This window comes from Oligosphaera ethanolica (genome assembly GCF_030814695.1).
GTDB classification, from domain to species: Bacteria; Verrucomicrobiota; Lentisphaeria; order Oligosphaerales; family Oligosphaeraceae; genus Oligosphaera; species Oligosphaera ethanolica.
This window is the reverse complement of record NZ_JAUSVL010000001.1, coordinates 3,410,519-3,429,049: the sequence shown is the minus strand read 5'-3', so window position 1 is coordinate 3,429,049 and position 18,531 is coordinate 3,410,519. Positions and strand designations below refer to the sequence as shown.

Below are 18,531 nucleotides of genomic sequence, written 5' to 3'. Positions count from 1 at the left end.
ATCATTCAAGTCATGCTATCACGTATTGTGAACAGTCACCAGCTGCGCCTTCGTCACCAGTCGCGAGCAACCGGCCGGACTGCGTCGCCCTGTCGGGCACTGTCGCGCTGCTGGCGCTGGCGGCGCTCGTTGTCAATAATGTCCCGCGCATCTTCACTCAGACGCACCGCCTGCTCGCCGTCTTTGCCGTCCTGCTGGTCCTGGCCATCGCCGCCCTGCTCCTGGGCATTCTGCTGCTGCTCGCCCTGCTGCTTATCCTGACCTTGCTGGCCTTCTTCGCCCTCAGCGCCAGCCTGCTTGTCGTCGCCTTCATCGCCTTCCTGGCCTTTTTCGCCCTCAGCGCCAGCCTGTTCATCGCCCTTTTCGCCCTTTTCGCCGGCCTGTTTTTCGCCATCCTGTGCCTGCTTCTCCTGCTCTTCGCGGAGCTTCTCCTGCGCCTCGCGGAGTTTTTCCGCGGCGTCTTGCTGGTCCTTGGCGGCGCCGGCGAGATCCTGGCGGTCGAGTTTCTTTTCGGCATCGGCCTGTTTTTGCCGCGCCTGGTCAATGCTGTCCTGCACGGGGTCTTTCGGCGCCGGGGCGTCTTGATTAGGCTGGTTCTGACCACGGACCTGCTGCATTTTTTCGGCGAGCTGGTCGGTGTCACTGCTGATCTGCTCTTGTTGTTGAGCGATGTCATCGCGCTGTTGCTGGCGCTGCGGCGGCGGCTGCTTGGCCGCAGCGTCGCTCTGTTGCGCGGTCTGCTGCTGCTTGTCGGCCAATTCGGACAATTCTTTAGCGAGTTCCTGCTGTTGTTTCTGCTGTTCGGCGGCCTGTTTGGCCCGTTGTGCGGCTTCATTCAGGAGCCGTTTGAAGACATAGCGCGCGACCCGCCGGTTGTTTTCCGCAGCGGCGAGCTCCGGCTCATGCACGAGCGCCTGATCGTATGCCTGAATGCTCTTGGTGCAGGCCTCCATGGCCTGCTTGAGGTCCGCATCGGCCTGCCGCTGGCAGTCGCGGAAGTGGCAGTTGCCGATGCCGAGTTGACTGCGCGCTTCGAGAGCAATGTCCGGCCGCGGCAGCTGCCGGGCATTGAGCCAGGCCTTATCGAAAAGCGCCACGGCCTTTTCGTAGTCGCCCTGCGCATAGTGGGCCAACGCCTGATTGAACTGCAAATAGGGGGACTCCGGCTCGGTCATCGCGACCTGGTCGTAAGCGCTCAAGGCGTCGTCAATCTTCCCAGAGCGCAGGGCGACATTGCCCTCCTGCAACCACGCGGCGGCGTCTTTGGCCACCACCACCGGGACATTCGCCAGCAGCACCGCCAAATACCCCACGCTCAGATATACCCAACTGCGCGTCATAACCGCTTTCTCCGCTCACTCAACACGCCCTCAAAGGCCAGCAAAAACAACGCCGCGCCTAAAAATATCTGAAATTTTTCTTCGTAACGTTCGATGGTCTGTGATTCCAGCTCGCGTTTTTCGGCGTTGGCGATGAGGTTCCGGTACACGGCGCCGAGATCGACATTGCCGGTGCCGACGGGTAGATAGCGCCCACCCGGCGTCGCAGCGACCATTTCGCGCAGAGTATCGGCATCAAGACGACTGTGCACGACCTGCCCGTCGTGCTTGAGAAAGCTGCGGCGGCCCTGTTCGTCGGTGATCAGCAACGGCGTGCCATCGCCCTCGTCGCCCAAACCAATGGCAAGTATGCGCACGCCCATGTCGCCGAGCTGCTTGGCGGCCTCGACGGGAAAGCTGCCCTGGTCTTCGCCGTCGGTGATCAACACCAAGTCCTTGTACTGCCGCTCCTGATTGTCGAAAATATCACGCATGGCTTTGCGCATGGCGTCCCCGATCATCGTGCCGCCGCGGGAAACGCTGTCCGTATCCACGTCGCTAAGCATCATGCGGAAAAAGCCGTAATCGAGAGTCAGTGGGCAGCGCACAACCGCCGTACCGGCGAAAACCAGCAGGCCAATGCGGTCGCCCTCCAGGACGTCCAGGCAGTCGTTGATCGCCAACTTCGCCCGCTCCAGGCGATTCGGCTTGAGGTCGTCGGCAAGCATGCTTTTGGACACATCAAGCACAAAGACCACATCGCGGCCCTCACGCCGAATGTCCCGCGGCACGGGATTCCAGGACGGCCGCGCCAAGGCGATCACCAGCAAGGCCAGCGCCAGCAGCAGCAACGCGTATTTCCAACGGCGCCGCGCCAGGCTCAGTTGCGCCGTCAGGCGTTCGAGCATGCCGTATTCAGCAAAACGCAGCAGGGCCTGCCGGCGTCTATACCCTGCGTACAGCAACAGCAGCAGCACGGCCGGCAGCAGCCATAAGTAGTGCAGCATCGCCAATGACTGCCAGACTACGGTCATGGTATCCTCCTCAGCCAAGTGCAATTCAACAACAACTCCAGCGCCAGCAATAGCAACGCGCCAAGGACCAGCGGCGTGAACAGCTCCCGATAGTCCACAAAACGAATGGACTCCACATCACTGCGTTCCAATTCGTCGATCTCGCGATAGACGGCCAGGAGGCTCTCGGCGTCATTCGCCATGCGGAAGAGCCCGCCGGTCTTCGCGGCGGCCGCCTCCAAGGGCCGCGTGTCCATGCCGGCCGCAGCCAGCGGCATTTTGTAGCGCCCCAGGGGCGTCTGCACGACCTGGTAACCCTCGCCGCCGCCGATACCAATGGCATACACCTTGATGCCCCACTTGGCGGCCAAGGCCGCCCCTTCCTCAACCTGCCGGCCGACATTGTTCTCGCCGTCCGTCAGCAAAATGATCACCTTGCTTTTGATCTTGTAGACGTCCTTGTCCTTGCCGAGCTGGCGCTTCAGGGTCTCCTCCGCCGTTTGCAGGCGCGCGGCAGCCAGGGCAAGGGCATCGCCGATGGCCGTGCCGTCCTCACTGCGCGTGGTCACCAGCTGAATGGTGTCCAGAAATGGCCGGAGCGTACTGTGCGTGAGCGTCAGCGGACACACGGTGTCCGCATAACGCGCAAAAGCAACCATGCCAATCAGATCCGAGGGGCGCCCACGCAATTTTTTGCCGTCACCAAAGACAAAGCGGGAAAAAACCTCCTTGGCGACATCCAGGCGGTTGACCAGCTGCCCTTCAAAGTCCATTTCCTGCCGCATGGAGCCCGAGCGGTCCAGCACCATGGTGATGGCTATGCCCTGGCTAACATCGCGAATCTGCTCGCGACCGGCCTGCGGCCGCGCCAAAGCCAGCGCCAAAAGCAGTAACGCAAGCGTGCGCAGCGCGCCGGGTAGCCAGAGGATGCGCGCACGCCACGACTGCGCGGCGGCCTGCCGCGCATGCGTCGTGCTCGAAAACGCCAGCGCCGCGCGCCGCCAATGGCCGCGATGCCGCCACAGCCACAGCAGCAGGGGCACAAACAGGGCCAGTAAGGCCCACGGTGTCTCAAAACGTATCATCAGTTCCTACAGGTCCTCTCGGCTAAATGCTCACCCGACACGCGCCGCCGGCGCCGCCGGCGTGGCCGGCGTGGTCTCGACTATGAAATGCTTGCAGGCATCGAAGGTTGACTGGATTTCCTTGGCCGCCGGCTGGTGCCGGGCAAATTTGACCATGTCGCAATGCCGCAAAAAATCCTCCAGCAACGCGCGCTGCTGCTTACTGAAGGCTACGTCGTCCATGCGTAGCGCCGCCATAAATTCCTCTGTGGTCTGCTCGGGCGCGCGCAACCCGAAGCGGTCCTCGATGTATTCGCGCAAAATCCCCGATATGCGGTGGTAGAACTGCTCGATGTCCCCTTTGGCGACGAGATCCTCGGCGACCAGCGCCTGCAACGCCGCCAATGCTTTCACATGCGGCGGCACTCGCGCCACCACCACCTGCCGGCGACGACGCCGGCGCCACAGCACGACCAACAAAACCACCAGCAACAACAGCCCCGCAACTGAGGCCACCGCCCATTGCCACCACGGCCGCGCTGGCTGCAGTTGCGCCACCGGCGACAGCTCAGCGGTGTCGTCAATGTCCAGCTGCTGCCAAAATTCCGCCGATGGCATGCGCACTTCGATCTTCGTCGGGTCGGTCGTCAACTCGTGCTCAGCACCGGCCTTGCCGTCGGCCTCGGCCGGCATGGTGAAACGGGCGGTCAGCGGCGGCAGTTCGTACACATCAGCCACCAGCGGGTCCAACACGTAAGTCCGCGCATAGACCATGCTGCCGTCGTCCTGCAGCCGCGGCGTTTCCGTGCGATAATCCGCCACCATGAAGGCCCCGAACTCCGCACCGAGCTTGGGCAGCTCGACGGCGACGTCCTCCGGCGCCACGGCTTCCACCCGCAATGTCAGCGTCTCAATCAAATCCACGGCTTTCTTGTCCGCATGCACCCGGAAACGCAAAGGGCCGCGATCAACCAACAGGTCGATGCCCGCATCAGCCGGCGCCGTGCTGGCTCCAGCGTTGTCGGCTGCATCCGCCGCCTTCCGGCAGGCGCCCAGCAACAGCAGGCCGGGCAGCAGCAGCCCGCCCAGCAAAAAACGCCGGGCTCGCGCTGTCCATACTTGTCTGTATCGTTCTGTCGTCATAGCACTTTCATTCACAGTCTATCATCTTCCATGCACCACGCTGCGTCGGCGTCAGTCCTGCTTCGTCGGCGCCGGCGCAGATGCAGGCACAGGCGCGGGAGCTGCCGGCGCAGTTTGCGAGTTAGCGGGTGGCGCAACGCCGCCGGCCGCAGCTTGTTCGCCCTGGTGCCAGGTCACGCGATAGCGCTCGGCCAACTCCTTGAAGAGCTCGTTCTGCAGGTCGTTGCGGCGACGGCTCAACACGCGTTGCTGTGCTTCCCGCGCAGTCGCTTCGTCGTAGGGCCTGACGGCGGCCGCCCGGCGTTCCAGCACGCGCACGACATGCCAGCCGCGATCACTTTTCACCGCCGTCGGCAGGACGTCCTGCTTTTCACCGGCGGCCATTGCCGCCGCCAGCAACGGCTGCTGCCAGGGCGCAACGCCTTCCGCACTCAGCCAGCCAGGCAGCTCGCCGCCCTTTGCGGCCGTCGTCTCGTCCTCGGAGAGCTCCTCGGCCAACTTCGCGAAGTCCATGCCGCCCTTGAGACTGTTCAGCGCGGCCTCCGCGCGTTCGGCGTCAGGCAGCTGAATATGGGCCAGGCGCAACCCAGCCGGCGTGGTGAATTCCTCGGCCTGGTGGGCCTCGTAGTAATCGCGGGCGTCGGCGTCGCTAACGCTCAGGCCGGCCAGGCGCTGGCGTAGCAACGCATTGGCCATGATCGACCGCTCGGCCTGCCGTAATTCCTCGCGCAGCGCCGCATCTGCGGTCAACTCTTGCGCGCGCGCCTCGCGATACAGCAGTTCTTCGGCAACAAATTGCTGCAGAAACTGCTGCCGCCCGGACGGCGTCAGCATGCGCTTCAGCGCCGCCTGTTTCTGCTCGCGGCGTTGCTCGGCGGACCACTGCGCGCCGGCACCGGCCAGCTGCTGGTCAAGCATCTGTTCCAGGCGACGGTCGACTTCAGCCCGAGTTAGACGCCACGTACCGATCTCCACCAGCACCTCGTCGCCCGGCTGGTCAGCCGCAGCATCCACGCTGGTGCGTTCTTCCAGATTACGGCGCAAGCCGCTGTAGTTACCAAGCGCCTCCAGGCATTCCTGGCTGCGGCGGGTGATTTCCGTTTCCAATACCGGCACTTTCGCCAGACTTTCAGACCGGTAGTAGCTCGCCAATGCCTCGTCATAGCGGCGGGCATCCTGCTGGATGGTGCCGACGCGATACCAGAGCTTCGCGGCCTTCTCGGCGTCCATCGGCGTCTGCGCCAAATACTGCTCCCAGGCACGCGCCGCCTGCTCGGCGAGGCCCTGCCGCTCCAAGCGCTGCGCCAGCGCCGACTGCTCGTCATGACCTAGCGCCACACCGCCACCAGCCACCGCGCCACTACCAGCCGCGCCCGCGCCGCGCGACAGGCGCCACGGCAGCCAGCAGGCCAAAAATACCACGCACACGCCCTGCACAAGCAACAACAACCGCCACCCGCGCGATGGGCCCCGCTCCGGCACCGGCGCGGCCGGCGGTAACGAAAAATCAAAATCAGCCATAGCTTCGTCCTCCTGAATATCCTGTTAGGCCACGCCACGCTAACGAGCGCCTCAGTGCATTTTTTCCCGCCGGCGAAAAAATCCCACCAGTTTTTTGGCATAGTCCTCGCCGGTGAGCAGATCGATTTGATCGACGTCCATGGAACGGAAGCCCGTCCGCAGCTTCTGCATGCGCAGCTGCCCCAGATCGGCATAGCAGTCGCGCACGCGCCGGCTGCCGCTGTCAAGCAACACCAGCTCGCCGGTTTCGGCGTCCTCGAGTTCGATCAACCCCAAGTCGGGCAGCGCGAGTTCGCGCGGGTCGCTCACGGTAACCGCGATCAGGTCGTGGCGGCGGCTCAGCACGCGCATGGAGCGCTCGTAGCCATCGCCAAGGAAATCCGACACCAAAAAGACCACGCAGCGTTTGCGGATGACCCGTCCGAGGTAGTCCAACGCGGCGGGGATATTCGTCTGCGCGCCAGTAGCCTTGAAGCCCAACACGTCGCGAATGATGCGCAGGGCATGCGACACGCCTTTCGCTGGCGGGATAAACTGCTCAATGCGGTCGGTAAAGAGAATCATCCCGACCTTATCGTTGCTTTTCACCGCCGAAAAGGACAGCAGCGCACAAAGCTCCGCAGCCAATTCGTTCTTGAGCTGACCAGTGGTGCCGAACTGGCCCGATGCCGACAAGTCCACCACGAACATCACCGTCAGCTCGCGCTCTTCATGAAAGCGCTTCACGTAGGGATGGCCCTGCCGCGCGGTCACATTCCAGTCGATCGAGCGCACTTCGTCGCCGGGCTGGTACTCGCGCACTTCGTCAAACTCCATGCCCGCGCCCTTGAAGGCACTCTGATATTCACCGGCAAGGACGTCATTCACCGTCTTGCTGGTGTATATCTGAATATATCGAATTTTTTTAGCTAGCTCTTTCGGTAACATGGCGGCTCTGCTCACTGACTTCTGACACGGCGACTACGGCGGGCACCTGGCGCGATCGCGCCAAGGCTTCTCTCAGGGCACTTTCACCGTGTTGAGAATCTCCTGCACCACGTCCTCCGAGCTCTTCTCTTCAGCCTCAGCTTCGTAGGTGATAATGACGCGATGCCGCAGCACATCCATGGCCACCGACTTCACGTCCTGCGGCGTGACGTAACCGCGCCCTTCCAGCAGCGCTTGGCCGCGCGCGGCCATCGCCAGGAAGATCGTCGCCCGCGGCGAACCGCCATAGCGGATCAGCTCGGCCAAGGCCGGCAAGCCGTAATCGCCCGGGTTGCGCGTGGCATCCACCAGATTCACGATGTACTCTTCAATCTTCTCGTCCATGAAGATGTCGTCCGCCAGGGTCCGTAGCCGTTTCACATCCGCCGGATTGAGCACGTTCTCAACATTGAGCTTCGGCGCGGTGGACGCCATGCGCCGCAATATCTTGAGTTCGTCCTGTTTCTGAGGATAAACCACCTTCAGCTTGAACATAAAGCGGTCAACCTGCGCTTCCGGCAGGGGATAGGTGCCTTCCTGCTCCACCGGATTCTGGGTCGCCAGCACCAGAAAGGGATCTTCCAGCTTGAAAGTGCTGTCGCCTACCGTCACCTGCCGCTCCTGCATCGCCTCCAACAGCGCGCTCTGCACTTTCGCCGGCGCGCGGTTGATCTCGTCCGCCAAAATCACATTGGCGAAAATCGGTCCGCGCTTGGTGCTGAAATCGCCCGTCTTGGGATTGTAAATCATGGTGCCAACCACGTCCGCCGGCAGAAGATCCGGCGTGAACTGAATGCGGTGGAAAGTCGCCTGCAGGCATTTCGCCAATGTCGTCACCGTGAGGGTCTTGGCCAAACCCGGCACGCCCTCAATCAACACGTGGTTGTTGCACAGCAGCGCCAGCAACAAGCGGTCCACCAGAGCTTCCTGACCCACAATCACCCGGCCTATCTCCGCCCGCACCCGGGCCAACAACGCACTCTCCTTGGCGACCCGCTCGCCAATCTGCTTGACGTCAACACTCATGGCTAACTCCTCAATAGTATCACAAAACCAAATCTGCCGGACATAACCCGCAAAGGTAAACTCAGAATGTACTGGCAAGAGCACCTCGACGCAATCACCAGCACGATCTACGCACCAAAAAGACAAAAAAAATCCCCGACAGTTCCATCGCCGCATAGAGTTTTGCGGCGATACGTTGCCACCGCGTCCACCCAGCCCACCCCGTTTCCCGACTGTGGAGTAGGCGTATGTATGTCCACTATGTCCACTATGTCCACTATGTCCCCCCCGCTGGTTTTTTGGGCGCGCCGGCTTACATTGTCACGTTCTGTCAAGACACGTAAGGTCCTTCACATCGTCATCTCTGAAAACATCCTATGGTCAATCCCGTCGCCTTCACCCTCGGTCCTCTCAGCATACGCTGGTACGGCATCATGGTCGCCAGCGGTTTTCTTGCCGCTTACTGGCTGATGAACCGCCGTGCCCGCCGTTACGACTTCAAGCCGGACGACGTGGCAGACCTCACGTTCATGGCCATGCTCGCCGGCATCATCGGCGCCCGCGTGCTCTACGTCATCCGCTACTGGCATGAGTTCTCCGGCCATGCTCTGGATATGTTCAAAGTATACCAAGGCGGTCTGGTCTTTTACGGCGGCTTCATCGGCGCCGTCATCGCCATCGTCATTTTGGCGCGACGCCGGCACTGGCCGCTGGGCCGTGTCGCCGATCTAATGGCACCGGCGCTGCCGCTGGGTCACGCCTTCGGCCGCGTGGGTTGCCTGCTCAACGGCTGTTGTTTCGGGATGCCCTACGACGGCTGTTGCGCCGTCCATTATCCGGCCTTTGTCGAACCCGGCGTCATCAATCCCGTACTGGACATCCAACTGCGCCTCGGCGTGGTGGACTTGGCGCCCGAACTCAGCCATTGCGCGCCGGTGCTGCCCATCCAGGCCATCGCCACCATCGGCAATCTGGCCATCTGCGCAGCGCTGCTCTGGCTAGAAAAGACCGGCCGCTGCCGAAACCGCCTCTTTATTGCCTACATGATCATCTACAGCGTCGGGCGCTTCCTCCTCGAATTCGGCCGCGGCGACTACATCACGCGGGTCGCTGGCCTAACGCCGTCACAAATCACCTGCCTGTGGCTGCTGCCCGCGGCCTTAGGCGCCTACGCCGTCAGCCAATGGTGGCAACGCCGCAAAAACCATGCAAAATCCTGACCAGGACCAAAACAGCACACCAACACTCGACGGCGGGACAATTCTCGACGGCGGGACAATTCTCGACGGCGGGACAATTCTCGACGGCGGGACAATTCTCGACGGCGACGCAATCCCTCACCAAGACGACTGCATGGTCGGCCAAGAACACCGCGAGGGCATTCGCATTGATCTCTTCCTCGCCCAGACCTGGCCCGAGCACTCCCGCGTTTTCTACCAAAAATGCCTCAGCGAGCACCGCGTGCTCGCCAATGGCGAACACTGCCGCCGCGCCACCAAAGTCTGGCCCGACGACCATATCATCATCTTCTGGCCACCCGAGGAAGATAAAACGCTCGTTGCTGAGGACATTCCTCTCGACATTATCATGGAGGACGAGCAGGTCATCGTCCTCAACAAACCGCCGGGCCTGGTCGTCCATCCAGCCCAGGGCAATACCACCGGCACCCTCGTCCACGGCCTGCTCCACCACGACGAAGAGGCCTTCGAGGACATGAGCGACGACACGCAGCGCCCCGGCATCGTCCACCGGCTTGACAAAGACACCTCTGGTGTCCTTGTCGTCGCCAAAAATCTCCAGGCGCGAGCATCCCTCAAGGACGCCTTCAAGGAACATGTCACTGAGAAGACCTACCTAGCCATCGTCATCGGCTGTCCAGACGAGCCCATCGGCCTGATTGAGAACGACATCGGTCGTCATCCGGGCCACCGCCTGAAGATGGCCGTGGTCGAGGAACACGGCAAGCACGCCATCACCCGCTACCGCGTGCTGGCCAGCGCCGGCGGCTGCTCGCTGCTGGAAATACGCATCTTCACCGGCCGCACCCACCAGATCCGCGTGCATTTCTCTCATCTCAAACACCCGGTGCTCGGCGACGCGCTCTACGGTGGTTGCCCGAAAGACATGCCCTACCCCGCTCCACGGCAAATGCTCCACGCCTGGAAGCTGGTTTTCCCGCACCCCGCCAACGGTGTCATGCGCCAATACATGGCGCCCCTACCCGACGATTTCCAGCAAGCCCTCAGCGCCCTCGGCTTGCCCGCCATCGGCATGCGCCCCAAGCCCGTCAACCCACCAGTGCCGCCACTGGCTAACGACGACGAAGCCAACGAATGACCCCGACCGTGTCCAATCCCTTCAGCGATCCCTTCATCGACCAGCTGCGCGCACAACGGCAGAACGTCATTGAGCTCACCTCCGGCCGCCGCCTCGCCCTCCCTGCCAGCGTCGGCTTCTGCCACGGCGTGCGCCATGCCGTGCAGCTGCTGGCCGATACCGTCGCCGCAGCCCAGCAGCAGGACATCTGGCTCCTCGGCGCCATGATTCACAACCCCGCCGTCAACGACTATTTCGTCAAGCAGGGCGTAAAAATGCTCGACGATCACGACCTCGACACAGTCTTCACCCGCGCCAAAGCCACCGACATCTTCGTCATCCCGGCCTTCGGCCTCGACTGCGAACTCGACGAACGCCTCCGCGCCTTCGCCCAATCCCTTGGCCAGATCGTGGACAGCACCTGCCCATTCGTCCGCCGAGTCTGGCAAGCCGTGGAACAGGCCGCCACCACCGGCGCCGCCATTGTCATTCACGGCAAACCCGGCCACCAGGAAACCACCGGCATCTGGACCCGCGCCGCCAAGGTCGCGCCGGCTGTCGCCATCGTGCCGTCGCCCGCCGCCGCCCATCAACTGCTGGACGCCCTGCCGCCGACAACGCCCGGCGCGGCCTATCCGCCAGCATGGCTGGTCAATGCCGACCGCCTCCCGCACTGCGACTGGATGCTGGTCAACCAAACCACCATGCTCTGCAGCGAAACCGAAGAAATCGCCACCATCCTCGCCAACGCCGGCAGCAAGCACCACGGCGCGTTCACCATGGCCAACACGCTCTGCAATGCCACTCGCGCCAGGCAAGCCGAAGCCGAAAAACTCTGTGCGCAGACATGCGAAGTCATTCTGGTCCTCGGTGGCATCAACAGCAGCAATACCACCCAGCTCTACCGTCTCGCCGCCAAGCACACCACGACCTACTACCTGCAATCCCCGGACGACCTCGACAGCCACGCCGTTCGCCATTACCTGCCAAACGAACAACAATGGCGCGATAGCTCCCACTGGCTGCCACCACCTCCCGCCACCATCGGCATCCTCGTCGGCGCATCGTGCCCCGACTCCGAAATCGCCGCCCTCATCCGCAAACTCCAAGCCTGCGCCTAGAGGCTGATCCGGCTGATCCGGCTGATCCGACGGATCCGACTGATCAGTAATCCGATCGGTCCGATCGGTCCGATCCGTCCGCGATAAAAACAGAAGGTCGGATGGCTGGGCGGCGACTGCCCCTGGGTTTCCTGCACATTGTCCCCGGTGTTTTCCCCACTGGGGTGGTTACTTACCGATTGCGTCTCGCGGCCGTGGAGTGGGCGTCTCGCCCACTCCGACAAGACGGCTCATTAAACCGTCCTCGCCATCCACGCCGACCGTACCCGACCCGTCTCTCCCGCCGCACGAGCCGCTGCTACTCTGGGCCTGCTATGACTCCGCTGACGCAAAGATCGGCGGAAATCAAGGTCGAATGGCTGGGCGACGACTGCCCCTGGGTTTCCTGCAAATTGCCCCAGCGAAGCGCCGGGGTGTACACTTACCGATTGCGTGCCGATCCCATTTTTCCCATTTCCGCTCTTGTTTTCAGCGCGTTTTATGTGTAGACTAACTCTTGTTTGCGGTCCGTATCTCTCATTATTCCCCTCATTCCTCCCCAATCACAGGAACAACGCAATGAAAAGACTCCTGCACTTCACCCTGATTGAGCTCCTGGTGGTGATTGCGATCATCGCCATTTTAGCCGCCATGCTATTGCCGGCGCTGTCAAAGGCCCGCGAGAAAGCCCGCGCCATCAGCTGCGCCAGCAACCTCAAGCAAGTAGGCCTGGCCATGACCATGTACGCCGGCGACAACGACGACTATTATCCCCACGGCTACATTGTCCCGCTCTCTGCCAGCACGCGCAATGCCCACCCAGCCGGCCTGATGCTGCCCTACGTCGGCGATGTCAAAAGCTACCGCTGCCCGTCGTCGGCCAATGCGACCTACGATCACTGGAATTTCCGCAGCGGCACCGATGAGAACACGGTGAAAGTCGTCGCCAATCCCCTCAACTACATGTTCTCGGAACGCGCCGTCTGCGGCGATGCCTACGACACCACTATGCCCTACCGTGGCTACCGCCTGATGGATACGAAAACCCCATCGACTTTCGCATTCGCCGCCGACGGACGCGTCGTCGTTAACTGGAGTTGGCAGACCTTGCAGGTCGCGCCAGCAAGCCCCTTTACCTGCCGACTGACCTGGGACCACAACGGCATGGTCAACGCCGTCTGCGGAGACGGTCACGTCGAAACCCACAACCGCGAAATCTTCTACCTCCGACTCCGCCGCAACCCCACCAGCACCATCGCCCCCGATTGAGCATACGGCCCCCTTTGGCCGTTTCACCCCGCGACCGCAGCCATCACACTTCCCCCCCCCACTAGAAAATTTTCCTTTGGCGACGGCGTTTCCGGGCTTGCAAAATGGCATGCGGGCGATAATTTAAAGCACTGTTCAAAACTGCTTGGACGGATGGAACTGGAGTTGTAGCGCAATTGGTTAGAGCATCGCCCTGTCACGGCGAAGGTTGCGGGTTCGAGCCCCGTCAACTCCGCCAGTTCCGACCCCGACAAAGCAAAAAGACATCACCCACGGAGTTGTAGCGCAATTGGTTAGAGCATCGCCCTGTCACGGCGAAGGCTGCGGGTTCGAGCCCCGTCAACTCCGCCATTTCAGTTGATTACGAGCCCGCTGGCATAATTGTGCCGGCGGGCTTTTTCTTTTGCGGCCCGTTCCACGTCAGTCGGCATTGTGCTGCCCCCGGCGAGTGCTTATAGTACAAGGCCCAACACCTGCCTGAAGTCACCCTCCCTCATGTACACGGAGAACAGCAACGATGAAGAGCATTCACGAGCAAGCCCGCGACATACCGGTTGCAGCAGAGGTCGACATTCTGGTCGCAGGCGCCGGCCCGGCCGGCATTGGCGCGGCGATTGGCGCGGCAAAAGCCGGCAATAAACGCGTCATGCTCATCGAGAAATGCAATTCGCTGGGCGGCATGGCCACCAGCGGCATGATGTCGCACTGGGTTGGCGTTACCGGCTCGCCGGAAGTCGCCGCCATCCAGGAACGCTGCCGCAAACTGCTGAACACCCAGGAAGCCGGCAGCGGCTGGCTGTTCACCATCCACCACGAAGTCCTCAAGTACGTCCTGGCCGAATACATGGAAGAACTCGGTGTCACCGTCCAGTACCATACCATAGTCTCAGATGTCATCGCCGAACAGGGCGCGCTGCGCGGCGTCATCACCGAAAGCAAATCCGGCCGCGAGGCCATCCTCGCCAAGGCGGTCATTGACGCCAGCGGCGACGGCGATGTCGCCGCCCGCGCCGGCGCCGGCTTCACCGTCGGCCGCGATGGCGACCACGCCTGCCAGCCTGCCACCCTGATGTTCCGCGTCGGCGGCGTCGACTACAGTCGCGCAATCTTCCCCGGCTCTTTCGAGACGCAAGTGCAGGTGCCCGCCGGCGAGATTCAAGCCCTGGCGCGACAGACCCTGCCCGCACCGGCTGGCCACACCCTGCTCTACCGCACTTGGATACCCGGCGAGGTCTGCGTCAATATGACCAACGTCACCGGCATTGATGGCACCGACGCGCGGTCGCTCTCACGCGCCGAGACCGTCTGCCGCAAACAGATGCCACTCATCGTCGATTTCCTGCGCCGCTACGCGCCCGGCTACGAAAACTGCTACCCGGTGGCGTCGGCCGAAGTCGTCGGCATCCGCGAAACCAGGCATTTCCACACCAATTACACGCTGAATGAAGACGACATCGTCGAAGGCCGGCTCTTCGCAGACTGGATCTCGACGGGCAATGCCTTCAATTTCGATATCCACAACATCGAAGGCGCCGGTCTGGATAAGCACGGTGCGCAGAAACATTTCAAGGCCAAAGGCCGCTATTCAGTGCCCTACGGCTGCTGCGTGCCCAAGGCGCTTGATGGGCTGCTGCTGGCCGGCCGCTGTATCGGTGGCACCCACAAGGCCCACTCAAATTTCCGCGCCATGCCCATCTGCCTGGGCATCGGCCAGGGCGCCGGCGCCGCGGCCGCCGTCGCCATCGCCAGCGGCAACGTCCTGCGCGAGGTGGACATCACCGCCGTGCAGAGCGAACTCATGCGCCAAGGCGTGCCCGACCATAACTAGGCCGAATGACTCCTTAGGAGCTGCTCACAAATTACGTTTACATTTTTCGGTACATACACTCTTATACTCAATACCATATCGCCAGGAGATATCCCCTTGGCCGCGAAGCGGCAAAAGCGCTGAAAGCGCGAAGCATACCAGCCCAGGGCAAGCAGCGCTGAAAGCGCGCGCCGCCCTGGGTGCAAAGCGCGATATGGCCATGTTCCTCGGCCCTTTCGCCCCCAATCGGCGAAGCTGATTGGGGGCGAAAGGGCAATGGAACTCGTTTCTCTTACGTACTATGCTGCACGCTTGGAGCGCGCTGTGCAATAGCTGTAAACGTAATTAACAAGCGACTCATCAAACAACTCCGCTCCCCGACGGCGACCAAGTGCAATTCACTCATCGAACGAAAGGCAACCGCAATGCGTACGAATGGTGTGTTCTTCATGGCTCTGGCAGTCGTCGGCAGCGTACTGCAGGCACAGAGCGGCGATCAAACCTTTTCGCTAACCGTTCTTGGAGCGCCCGCAAGCGGCATTGTCTGGCAGCTGGCGCCCCGAGCCGTCGCCCCAGGCACGCAACTCGAATGCTCCGTGCAGGGCGAACGCGTTGACGCCCAGTACATTCCCAGCACGCATCACCACGGCTGGTTCGCCGCCCGACTGTCACCGGCGCTCGTAGCGCGCAGCCAGGACGCGGCACTGCCGCTGGACATCGTCGTCCGCCCCGCCACACCGGCCCCGCCCCAGCCACAGGCCGAAGTCGTCATGCGCATGCCGGCATACACCCTCACCATGCGCACCGACCGCCAGGGCGGCTTCCCCTCGCAGATCGTCTTCCCATCCGGCCGCGCGCTCAACAGCATCAGCTGGGAAGACCGCGTCTTCGACAACGACAAGAGCGTCGACAACGCAGCCTTCAGCGACGTCTGGCAGCTGAGTTGGGACCCAGCACCGACACTGGCCGTCATCGCCGACGGACCGATCTGCACCGTCGTCAACCACCGCGCCCATTTCAGCCGGCAGGACGGCACCCGCCCGCCCAATGCGCCGTCCGCACAATACCAGTGGGTCTTCTTCAAGAACGACGCCGGGCTGATCCTCGTGGAAGCACATTACGCACAGCCCCAGCCCCATGCCTGGAAAGAACTGCATTTCCTCGACTGGCATGTAAATGACGGCGCCTTACCCGACTGGTACGGCGGCAACCAGGGCGCACTGGACAAGGTCAGCACAGGCCAAGTTGCCGACAAAAAGATTATTTCCATTTTCAACGCCTGGGCGGCCCTGGCCGCCCAAAAGGACTTCATCGCCGTGCACGATGGCGATACCCGCCTCTACGTTGACCACGCCGGCAAGCGCATCTACCTGCATGCTGCGACCCATTTCAGCTGGAGCCCCTGGGATCAGACCGAGGCCAACAATGCCGCCTGGCTGCAAATCGGCACCGCGGCCGAGTCGGTTCCCGACGCTATCAACGGCATGGCGAAGGCCCTGCGGCCCAAGCTCACCCGCTGGCAAAACGCCGCCGCAGACTGGCGGCAGTCCGTAGCCAATGCCGCCCGCTGCTACGGCCGCGATGACGTCAGTCGCCGCAGCTTCGAGCGCGAAAGCGCCGACCTCGCCATAGTCTTCGGATACGTCGATCACGATGGCGGACAGTCGCTGGCGATCGACGCGCTGGTGGACAAAGCCGACGGTGCGCTCCTCATGGAGCAGTTCCAAGCCCTCTTCCGCCTGACCATCCAAAACTGCCAGGATCGGTCCATGCACACGCTGGACTCCACCAGGCCCTGGCAGAACATCAGTATCACGCCTGAGGCGCTGCTCTTCCGCGGCCCCATCGGCGTCGCCGGCGCCGAGGACCTGCGAGTGCGCGTCCTGCTGACCGCAGCCCCGGATCAACCCGGCGTCTCCTGGCGCCTGGAATTCATCCCCGGCAGCGACCGCTGGCGGGCACAGAGCGCCAGCGTCGGCGTCCTCAGCCTGGAGCCGCTGGGCACCCGCAGCCACGCACTGACGCCAGGCCCCGAAGGCTCCGTCGCCCATGACCCGTTTTCATCACAGATGAACTTGGCCCGCACTTACCCGTCGCTGTGGGCGACACTGGGCTTCATGGCTGTATGGGACGACGGCCGCGGCGGCGGCATGTACATCGCCGCCCATGACCCCACCGGCGCCAACAAACAGATGAGTATGCGCAATCCCGGCGGCAGCTCGCAACTCGTCGTGGAATACGATCACCGCCTGCCTTTTTGGCCGGATGACCCCGCGCGAACCATCAGCACGCCCGGCACCGTGGTCTGGCGGAGCTTCCGTGGCGACTGGTACGACGCGACCATGCTCTACCGCGATTGGGTCCGCAAAAACGCCAGCTGGTATCCACCCATGGGCCCCGATGGCCGCCGCACCACCCCCCTGTGGCTCAAGCAGCTCTGCATCTGGGCTCGAGTCTTCGGCGAAGCCAAGACCATCGTACCGCAAGTACGCAAATTCCGCGAAACCATGGGCCTGCCCTGCGGCATCCACTGGTACCAGTGGCACCAAATACCCTTTGACAACGACTACCCGCATTACCTGCCTGCCAAAGAGGGCTTCGCACAAGGCGTCAAGGACATCCAAGCTATGGGCTGCTACGCCATGCCCTACACGAACGGCCGGCTCTGGGATACCCGCGACCGCGGCATGGAAGACTGGCAGTTCAGCGCCGTCGGCAAAGCCGGCGCCACCAAACGCGCCGACGGCGCCGTCGTCACCGAGACTTACCGCAGCACCGAAAGCGACGGCTCAAAAGTCGTCCTGGCCGTCATGTGCCCGGGATCGCAAACCTGGAAAGACAAAATCACCGAGAACGACCGCACGCTGGCCGTTGATTACGGCCTCAATGGCGTGTACATGGACCAGATTGGCGCCGGCGCCCCCGTGCTCTGCGAAGACCCGACCCACGGCCACCCCCTCGGTGGCGGCGCCTGGTGGGTCGCCGGCTACAAACGCATTCTCCAGGGCGTGCGAGCCGTCATCCCCGCCGATCGCATCCTGGCCACCGAATGCAACTCCGAAACCGCCGTCGATCTGCTCGACGCCATGATCTGCTGGCATATCGAAGCCGAAAATACCGTCCCGGCATACTCCATGATCTACAGCGGTGTCGTCTTCCGCTATGGCAGCGCCTACGACGGCAATATCCGGGCCATGCGCATGAAGTGGGCCCACAACCTCATCAACGGCAACACCCCCGGATGGTTCCCACCGGCCTTTATGGACGACCCGGCCATGCGCGACTACCTCGTGCCACTGGTGCATTTCCGCCACCACACCATCGATTATTTCTACCAGGGCGAGCTCTCACGCCCGCCACTGCTGCGCGATGACGTCCCCACCTGGGCCGAAAACTGGAATCTCTTCGGCCGCTACAGCGTCAATACCCTCCCCTGCGTGCAAACGGCCGTCCGCCGCATCCTCGACTACGACTACGACAGCCAGGGCCGACGCCTCTGGGCCAGCGGCCGCGTCAAAGCCGCACTGCTCATCTGCACCAACTTCAGTACCGACGACGCCACCACCGCCCTCACCATCGACTGGCAGGAACTCGGCATCGACCCCACCAAAGCACAGGCCCAACGCGTGGAACACGACGGCACCCGTACGCCTTTCGCTCCCGCACTCCTCGACCAGCCCATGCTCTTCCCCGCCGGCAAAACCTGGGGCATCGAAATCACCCCCACCAAAAACTGAAGACGGGGCGGATACATAGGGGGCGGACGCCAGTCCGCCCCCGACAAATCCGGCGCAACACGCGAAGGGCGGACATATCGGTCCGCCCCTACCCCAAATCCCGCGCAAAACACGAAGGGCGGACATATCGGTCCGCCCCTACCGCAAATCCGCGCATGCGCGTGAAAAATTTCCGTCTTCTCGTCTTGTCGTCTTCTCGTCTTGTCGTCTTCTCGTCTTGTCGTCTTCTCGTCTTGTCGTCTTCTCGTCTTCTGGTCTTCTCGTCTTCTCG

13 protein-coding genes and 2 tRNA genes are annotated in these 18,531 nt (G+C 62.4%); 8 read left to right on the top strand and 7 right to left on the bottom strand.

The window, feature by feature from the left end; all coding sequences use genetic code 11:
• Nucleotides 1-53: 53 nt before the first annotated feature.
• The 7 genes from J3R75_RS11830 to J3R75_RS11800 form a co-directional block, all read right to left on the bottom strand.
• Nucleotides 54-1,340, bottom strand: coding sequence for a tetratricopeptide repeat protein (locus tag J3R75_RS11830; protein WP_307261784.1), 1,287 nt, complete (start codon nt 1,338-1,340; stop codon nt 54-56).
• Nucleotides 1,337-2,353 carry a VWA domain-containing protein gene (locus J3R75_RS11825; protein WP_307261782.1) on the bottom strand — a complete coding sequence of 339 codons (1,017 nt, stop codon included), beginning with the start codon at nt 2,351-2,353 and terminating at the stop codon, nt 1,337-1,339. The genes J3R75_RS11830 and J3R75_RS11825 overlap by 4 nt, the downstream gene beginning before the upstream one ends.
• Nucleotides 2,350-3,417, bottom strand: a complete 1,068-nt coding sequence (locus J3R75_RS11820; protein ID WP_307261781.1) for a VWA domain-containing protein — start codon at nt 3,415-3,417, stop codon at nt 2,350-2,352. Before J3R75_RS11820 ends, J3R75_RS11825 begins: the two co-directional genes overlap by 4 nt.
• Nucleotides 3,418-3,447: 30 nt before the next feature.
• Nucleotides 3,448-4,539, bottom strand: coding sequence for a DUF4381 family protein (locus tag J3R75_RS11815; protein WP_307261779.1), 1,092 nt, complete (start codon nt 4,537-4,539; stop codon nt 3,448-3,450).
• Between the two features lie 51 nt (nt 4,540-4,590).
• Nucleotides 4,591-6,060: a peptidylprolyl isomerase gene (locus J3R75_RS11810; protein ID WP_307261778.1), complete on the bottom strand. Its 1,470-nt coding sequence runs from the start codon at nt 6,058-6,060 to the stop codon at nt 4,591-4,593.
• 51 nt (nt 6,061-6,111) lie between these two features.
• Nucleotides 6,112-6,987, bottom strand: coding sequence for a DUF58 domain-containing protein (locus J3R75_RS11805; protein ID WP_307261776.1), 876 nt, complete (start codon nt 6,985-6,987; stop codon nt 6,112-6,114).
• Nucleotides 6,988-7,059: 72 nt separating this feature from the next.
• On the bottom strand, nt 7,060-8,052 hold the full coding sequence (locus tag J3R75_RS11800; RefSeq protein ID WP_307261774.1) for an AAA family ATPase: 993 nt from the start codon (nt 8,050-8,052) through the stop codon (nt 7,060-7,062).
• 356 nt (nt 8,053-8,408) lie between these two features.
• Here J3R75_RS11800 and lgt point away from each other — a divergent pair, with 356 nt between their 5' ends.
• The 8 genes from lgt (at nt 8,409) to J3R75_RS11760 (ending at nt 18,260) form a co-directional block, all read left to right on the top strand.
• Nucleotides 8,409-9,251 carry a prolipoprotein diacylglyceryl transferase gene (gene lgt, locus J3R75_RS11795; RefSeq protein WP_307261772.1) on the top strand — a complete coding sequence of 281 codons (843 nt, stop codon included), beginning with the start codon at nt 8,409-8,411 and terminating at the stop codon, nt 9,249-9,251.
• Entirely contained in the window at nt 9,238-10,368 is a 1,131-nt protein-coding gene (locus J3R75_RS11790) for an RluA family pseudouridine synthase (protein WP_307261770.1), read from the top strand. The genes lgt and J3R75_RS11790 overlap by 14 nt, the downstream gene beginning before the upstream one ends.
• Nucleotides 10,365-11,468, top strand: a complete 1,104-nt coding sequence (ispH, locus tag J3R75_RS11785) for a 4-hydroxy-3-methylbut-2-enyl diphosphate reductase (RefSeq protein ID WP_307261768.1) — start codon at nt 10,365-10,367, stop codon at nt 11,466-11,468. The genes J3R75_RS11790 and ispH overlap by 4 nt, the downstream gene beginning before the upstream one ends.
• A 558-nt stretch (nt 11,469-12,026) precedes the next feature.
• Nucleotides 12,027-12,716: a DUF1559 family PulG-like putative transporter gene (locus tag J3R75_RS11780; RefSeq protein WP_307261766.1), complete on the top strand. Its 690-nt coding sequence runs from the start codon at nt 12,027-12,029 to the stop codon at nt 12,714-12,716.
• Between the two features lie 161 nt (nt 12,717-12,877).
• Nucleotides 12,878-12,954: transfer RNA gene (locus J3R75_RS11775), tRNA-Asp, on the top strand.
• 36 nt (nt 12,955-12,990) lie between these two features.
• A tRNA-Asp gene (locus J3R75_RS11770) sits at nt 12,991-13,067 on the top strand.
• A gap of 166 nt (nt 13,068-13,233) precedes the next feature.
• Nucleotides 13,234-14,544, top strand: coding sequence for an FAD-dependent oxidoreductase (locus J3R75_RS11765; RefSeq protein ID WP_307261764.1), 1,311 nt, complete (start codon nt 13,234-13,236; stop codon nt 14,542-14,544).
• A gap of 404 nt (nt 14,545-14,948) precedes the next feature.
• Nucleotides 14,949-18,260, top strand: coding sequence for a DUF6259 domain-containing protein (locus J3R75_RS11760; RefSeq protein WP_307261762.1), 3,312 nt, complete (start codon nt 14,949-14,951; stop codon nt 18,258-18,260).
• The last annotated feature ends 271 nt before the right edge of the window (nt 18,261-18,531 follow it).

Bases quoted from the DNA above. Each gene is read 5' to 3' on its own strand.
- J3R75_RS11760 (WP_307261762.1), top strand. From the start codon at position 14,949: ATGCGTACGAATGGTGTGTTCTTCATGGCTCTGGCAGTCGTCGGCAGC.
- J3R75_RS11805 (WP_307261776.1), bottom strand. From the start codon at position 6,987: ATGTTACCGAAAGAGCTAGCTAAAAAAATTCGATATATTCAGATATAC.
- J3R75_RS11820 (WP_307261781.1), bottom strand. From the start codon at position 3,417: ATGATACGTTTTGAGACACCGTGGGCCTTACTGGCCCTGTTTGTGCCC.
- J3R75_RS11780 (WP_307261766.1), top strand. From the start codon at position 12,027: ATGAAAAGACTCCTGCACTTCACCCTGATTGAGCTCCTGGTGGTGATT.
- ispH (WP_307261768.1), top strand. From the start codon at position 10,365: ATGACCCCGACCGTGTCCAATCCCTTCAGCGATCCCTTCATCGACCAG.
- J3R75_RS11830 (WP_307261784.1), bottom strand. From the start codon at position 1,340: ATGACGCGCAGTTGGGTATATCTGAGCGTGGGGTATTTGGCGGTGCTG.
- J3R75_RS11810 (WP_307261778.1), bottom strand. From the start codon at position 6,060: ATGGCTGATTTTGATTTTTCGTTACCGCCGGCCGCGCCGGTGCCGGAG.
- lgt (WP_307261772.1), top strand. From the start codon at position 8,409: ATGGTCAATCCCGTCGCCTTCACCCTCGGTCCTCTCAGCATACGCTGG.
- J3R75_RS11790 (WP_307261770.1), top strand. From the start codon at position 9,238: ATGCAAAATCCTGACCAGGACCAAAACAGCACACCAACACTCGACGGC.
- J3R75_RS11825 (WP_307261782.1), bottom strand. From the start codon at position 2,353: ATGACCGTAGTCTGGCAGTCATTGGCGATGCTGCACTACTTATGGCTG.
- J3R75_RS11815 (WP_307261779.1), bottom strand. From the start codon at position 4,539: ATGACGACAGAACGATACAGACAAGTATGGACAGCGCGAGCCCGGCGT.
- J3R75_RS11800 (WP_307261774.1), bottom strand. From the start codon at position 8,052: ATGAGTGTTGACGTCAAGCAGATTGGCGAGCGGGTCGCCAAGGAGAGT.
- J3R75_RS11765 (WP_307261764.1), top strand. From the start codon at position 13,234: ATGAAGAGCATTCACGAGCAAGCCCGCGACATACCGGTTGCAGCAGAG.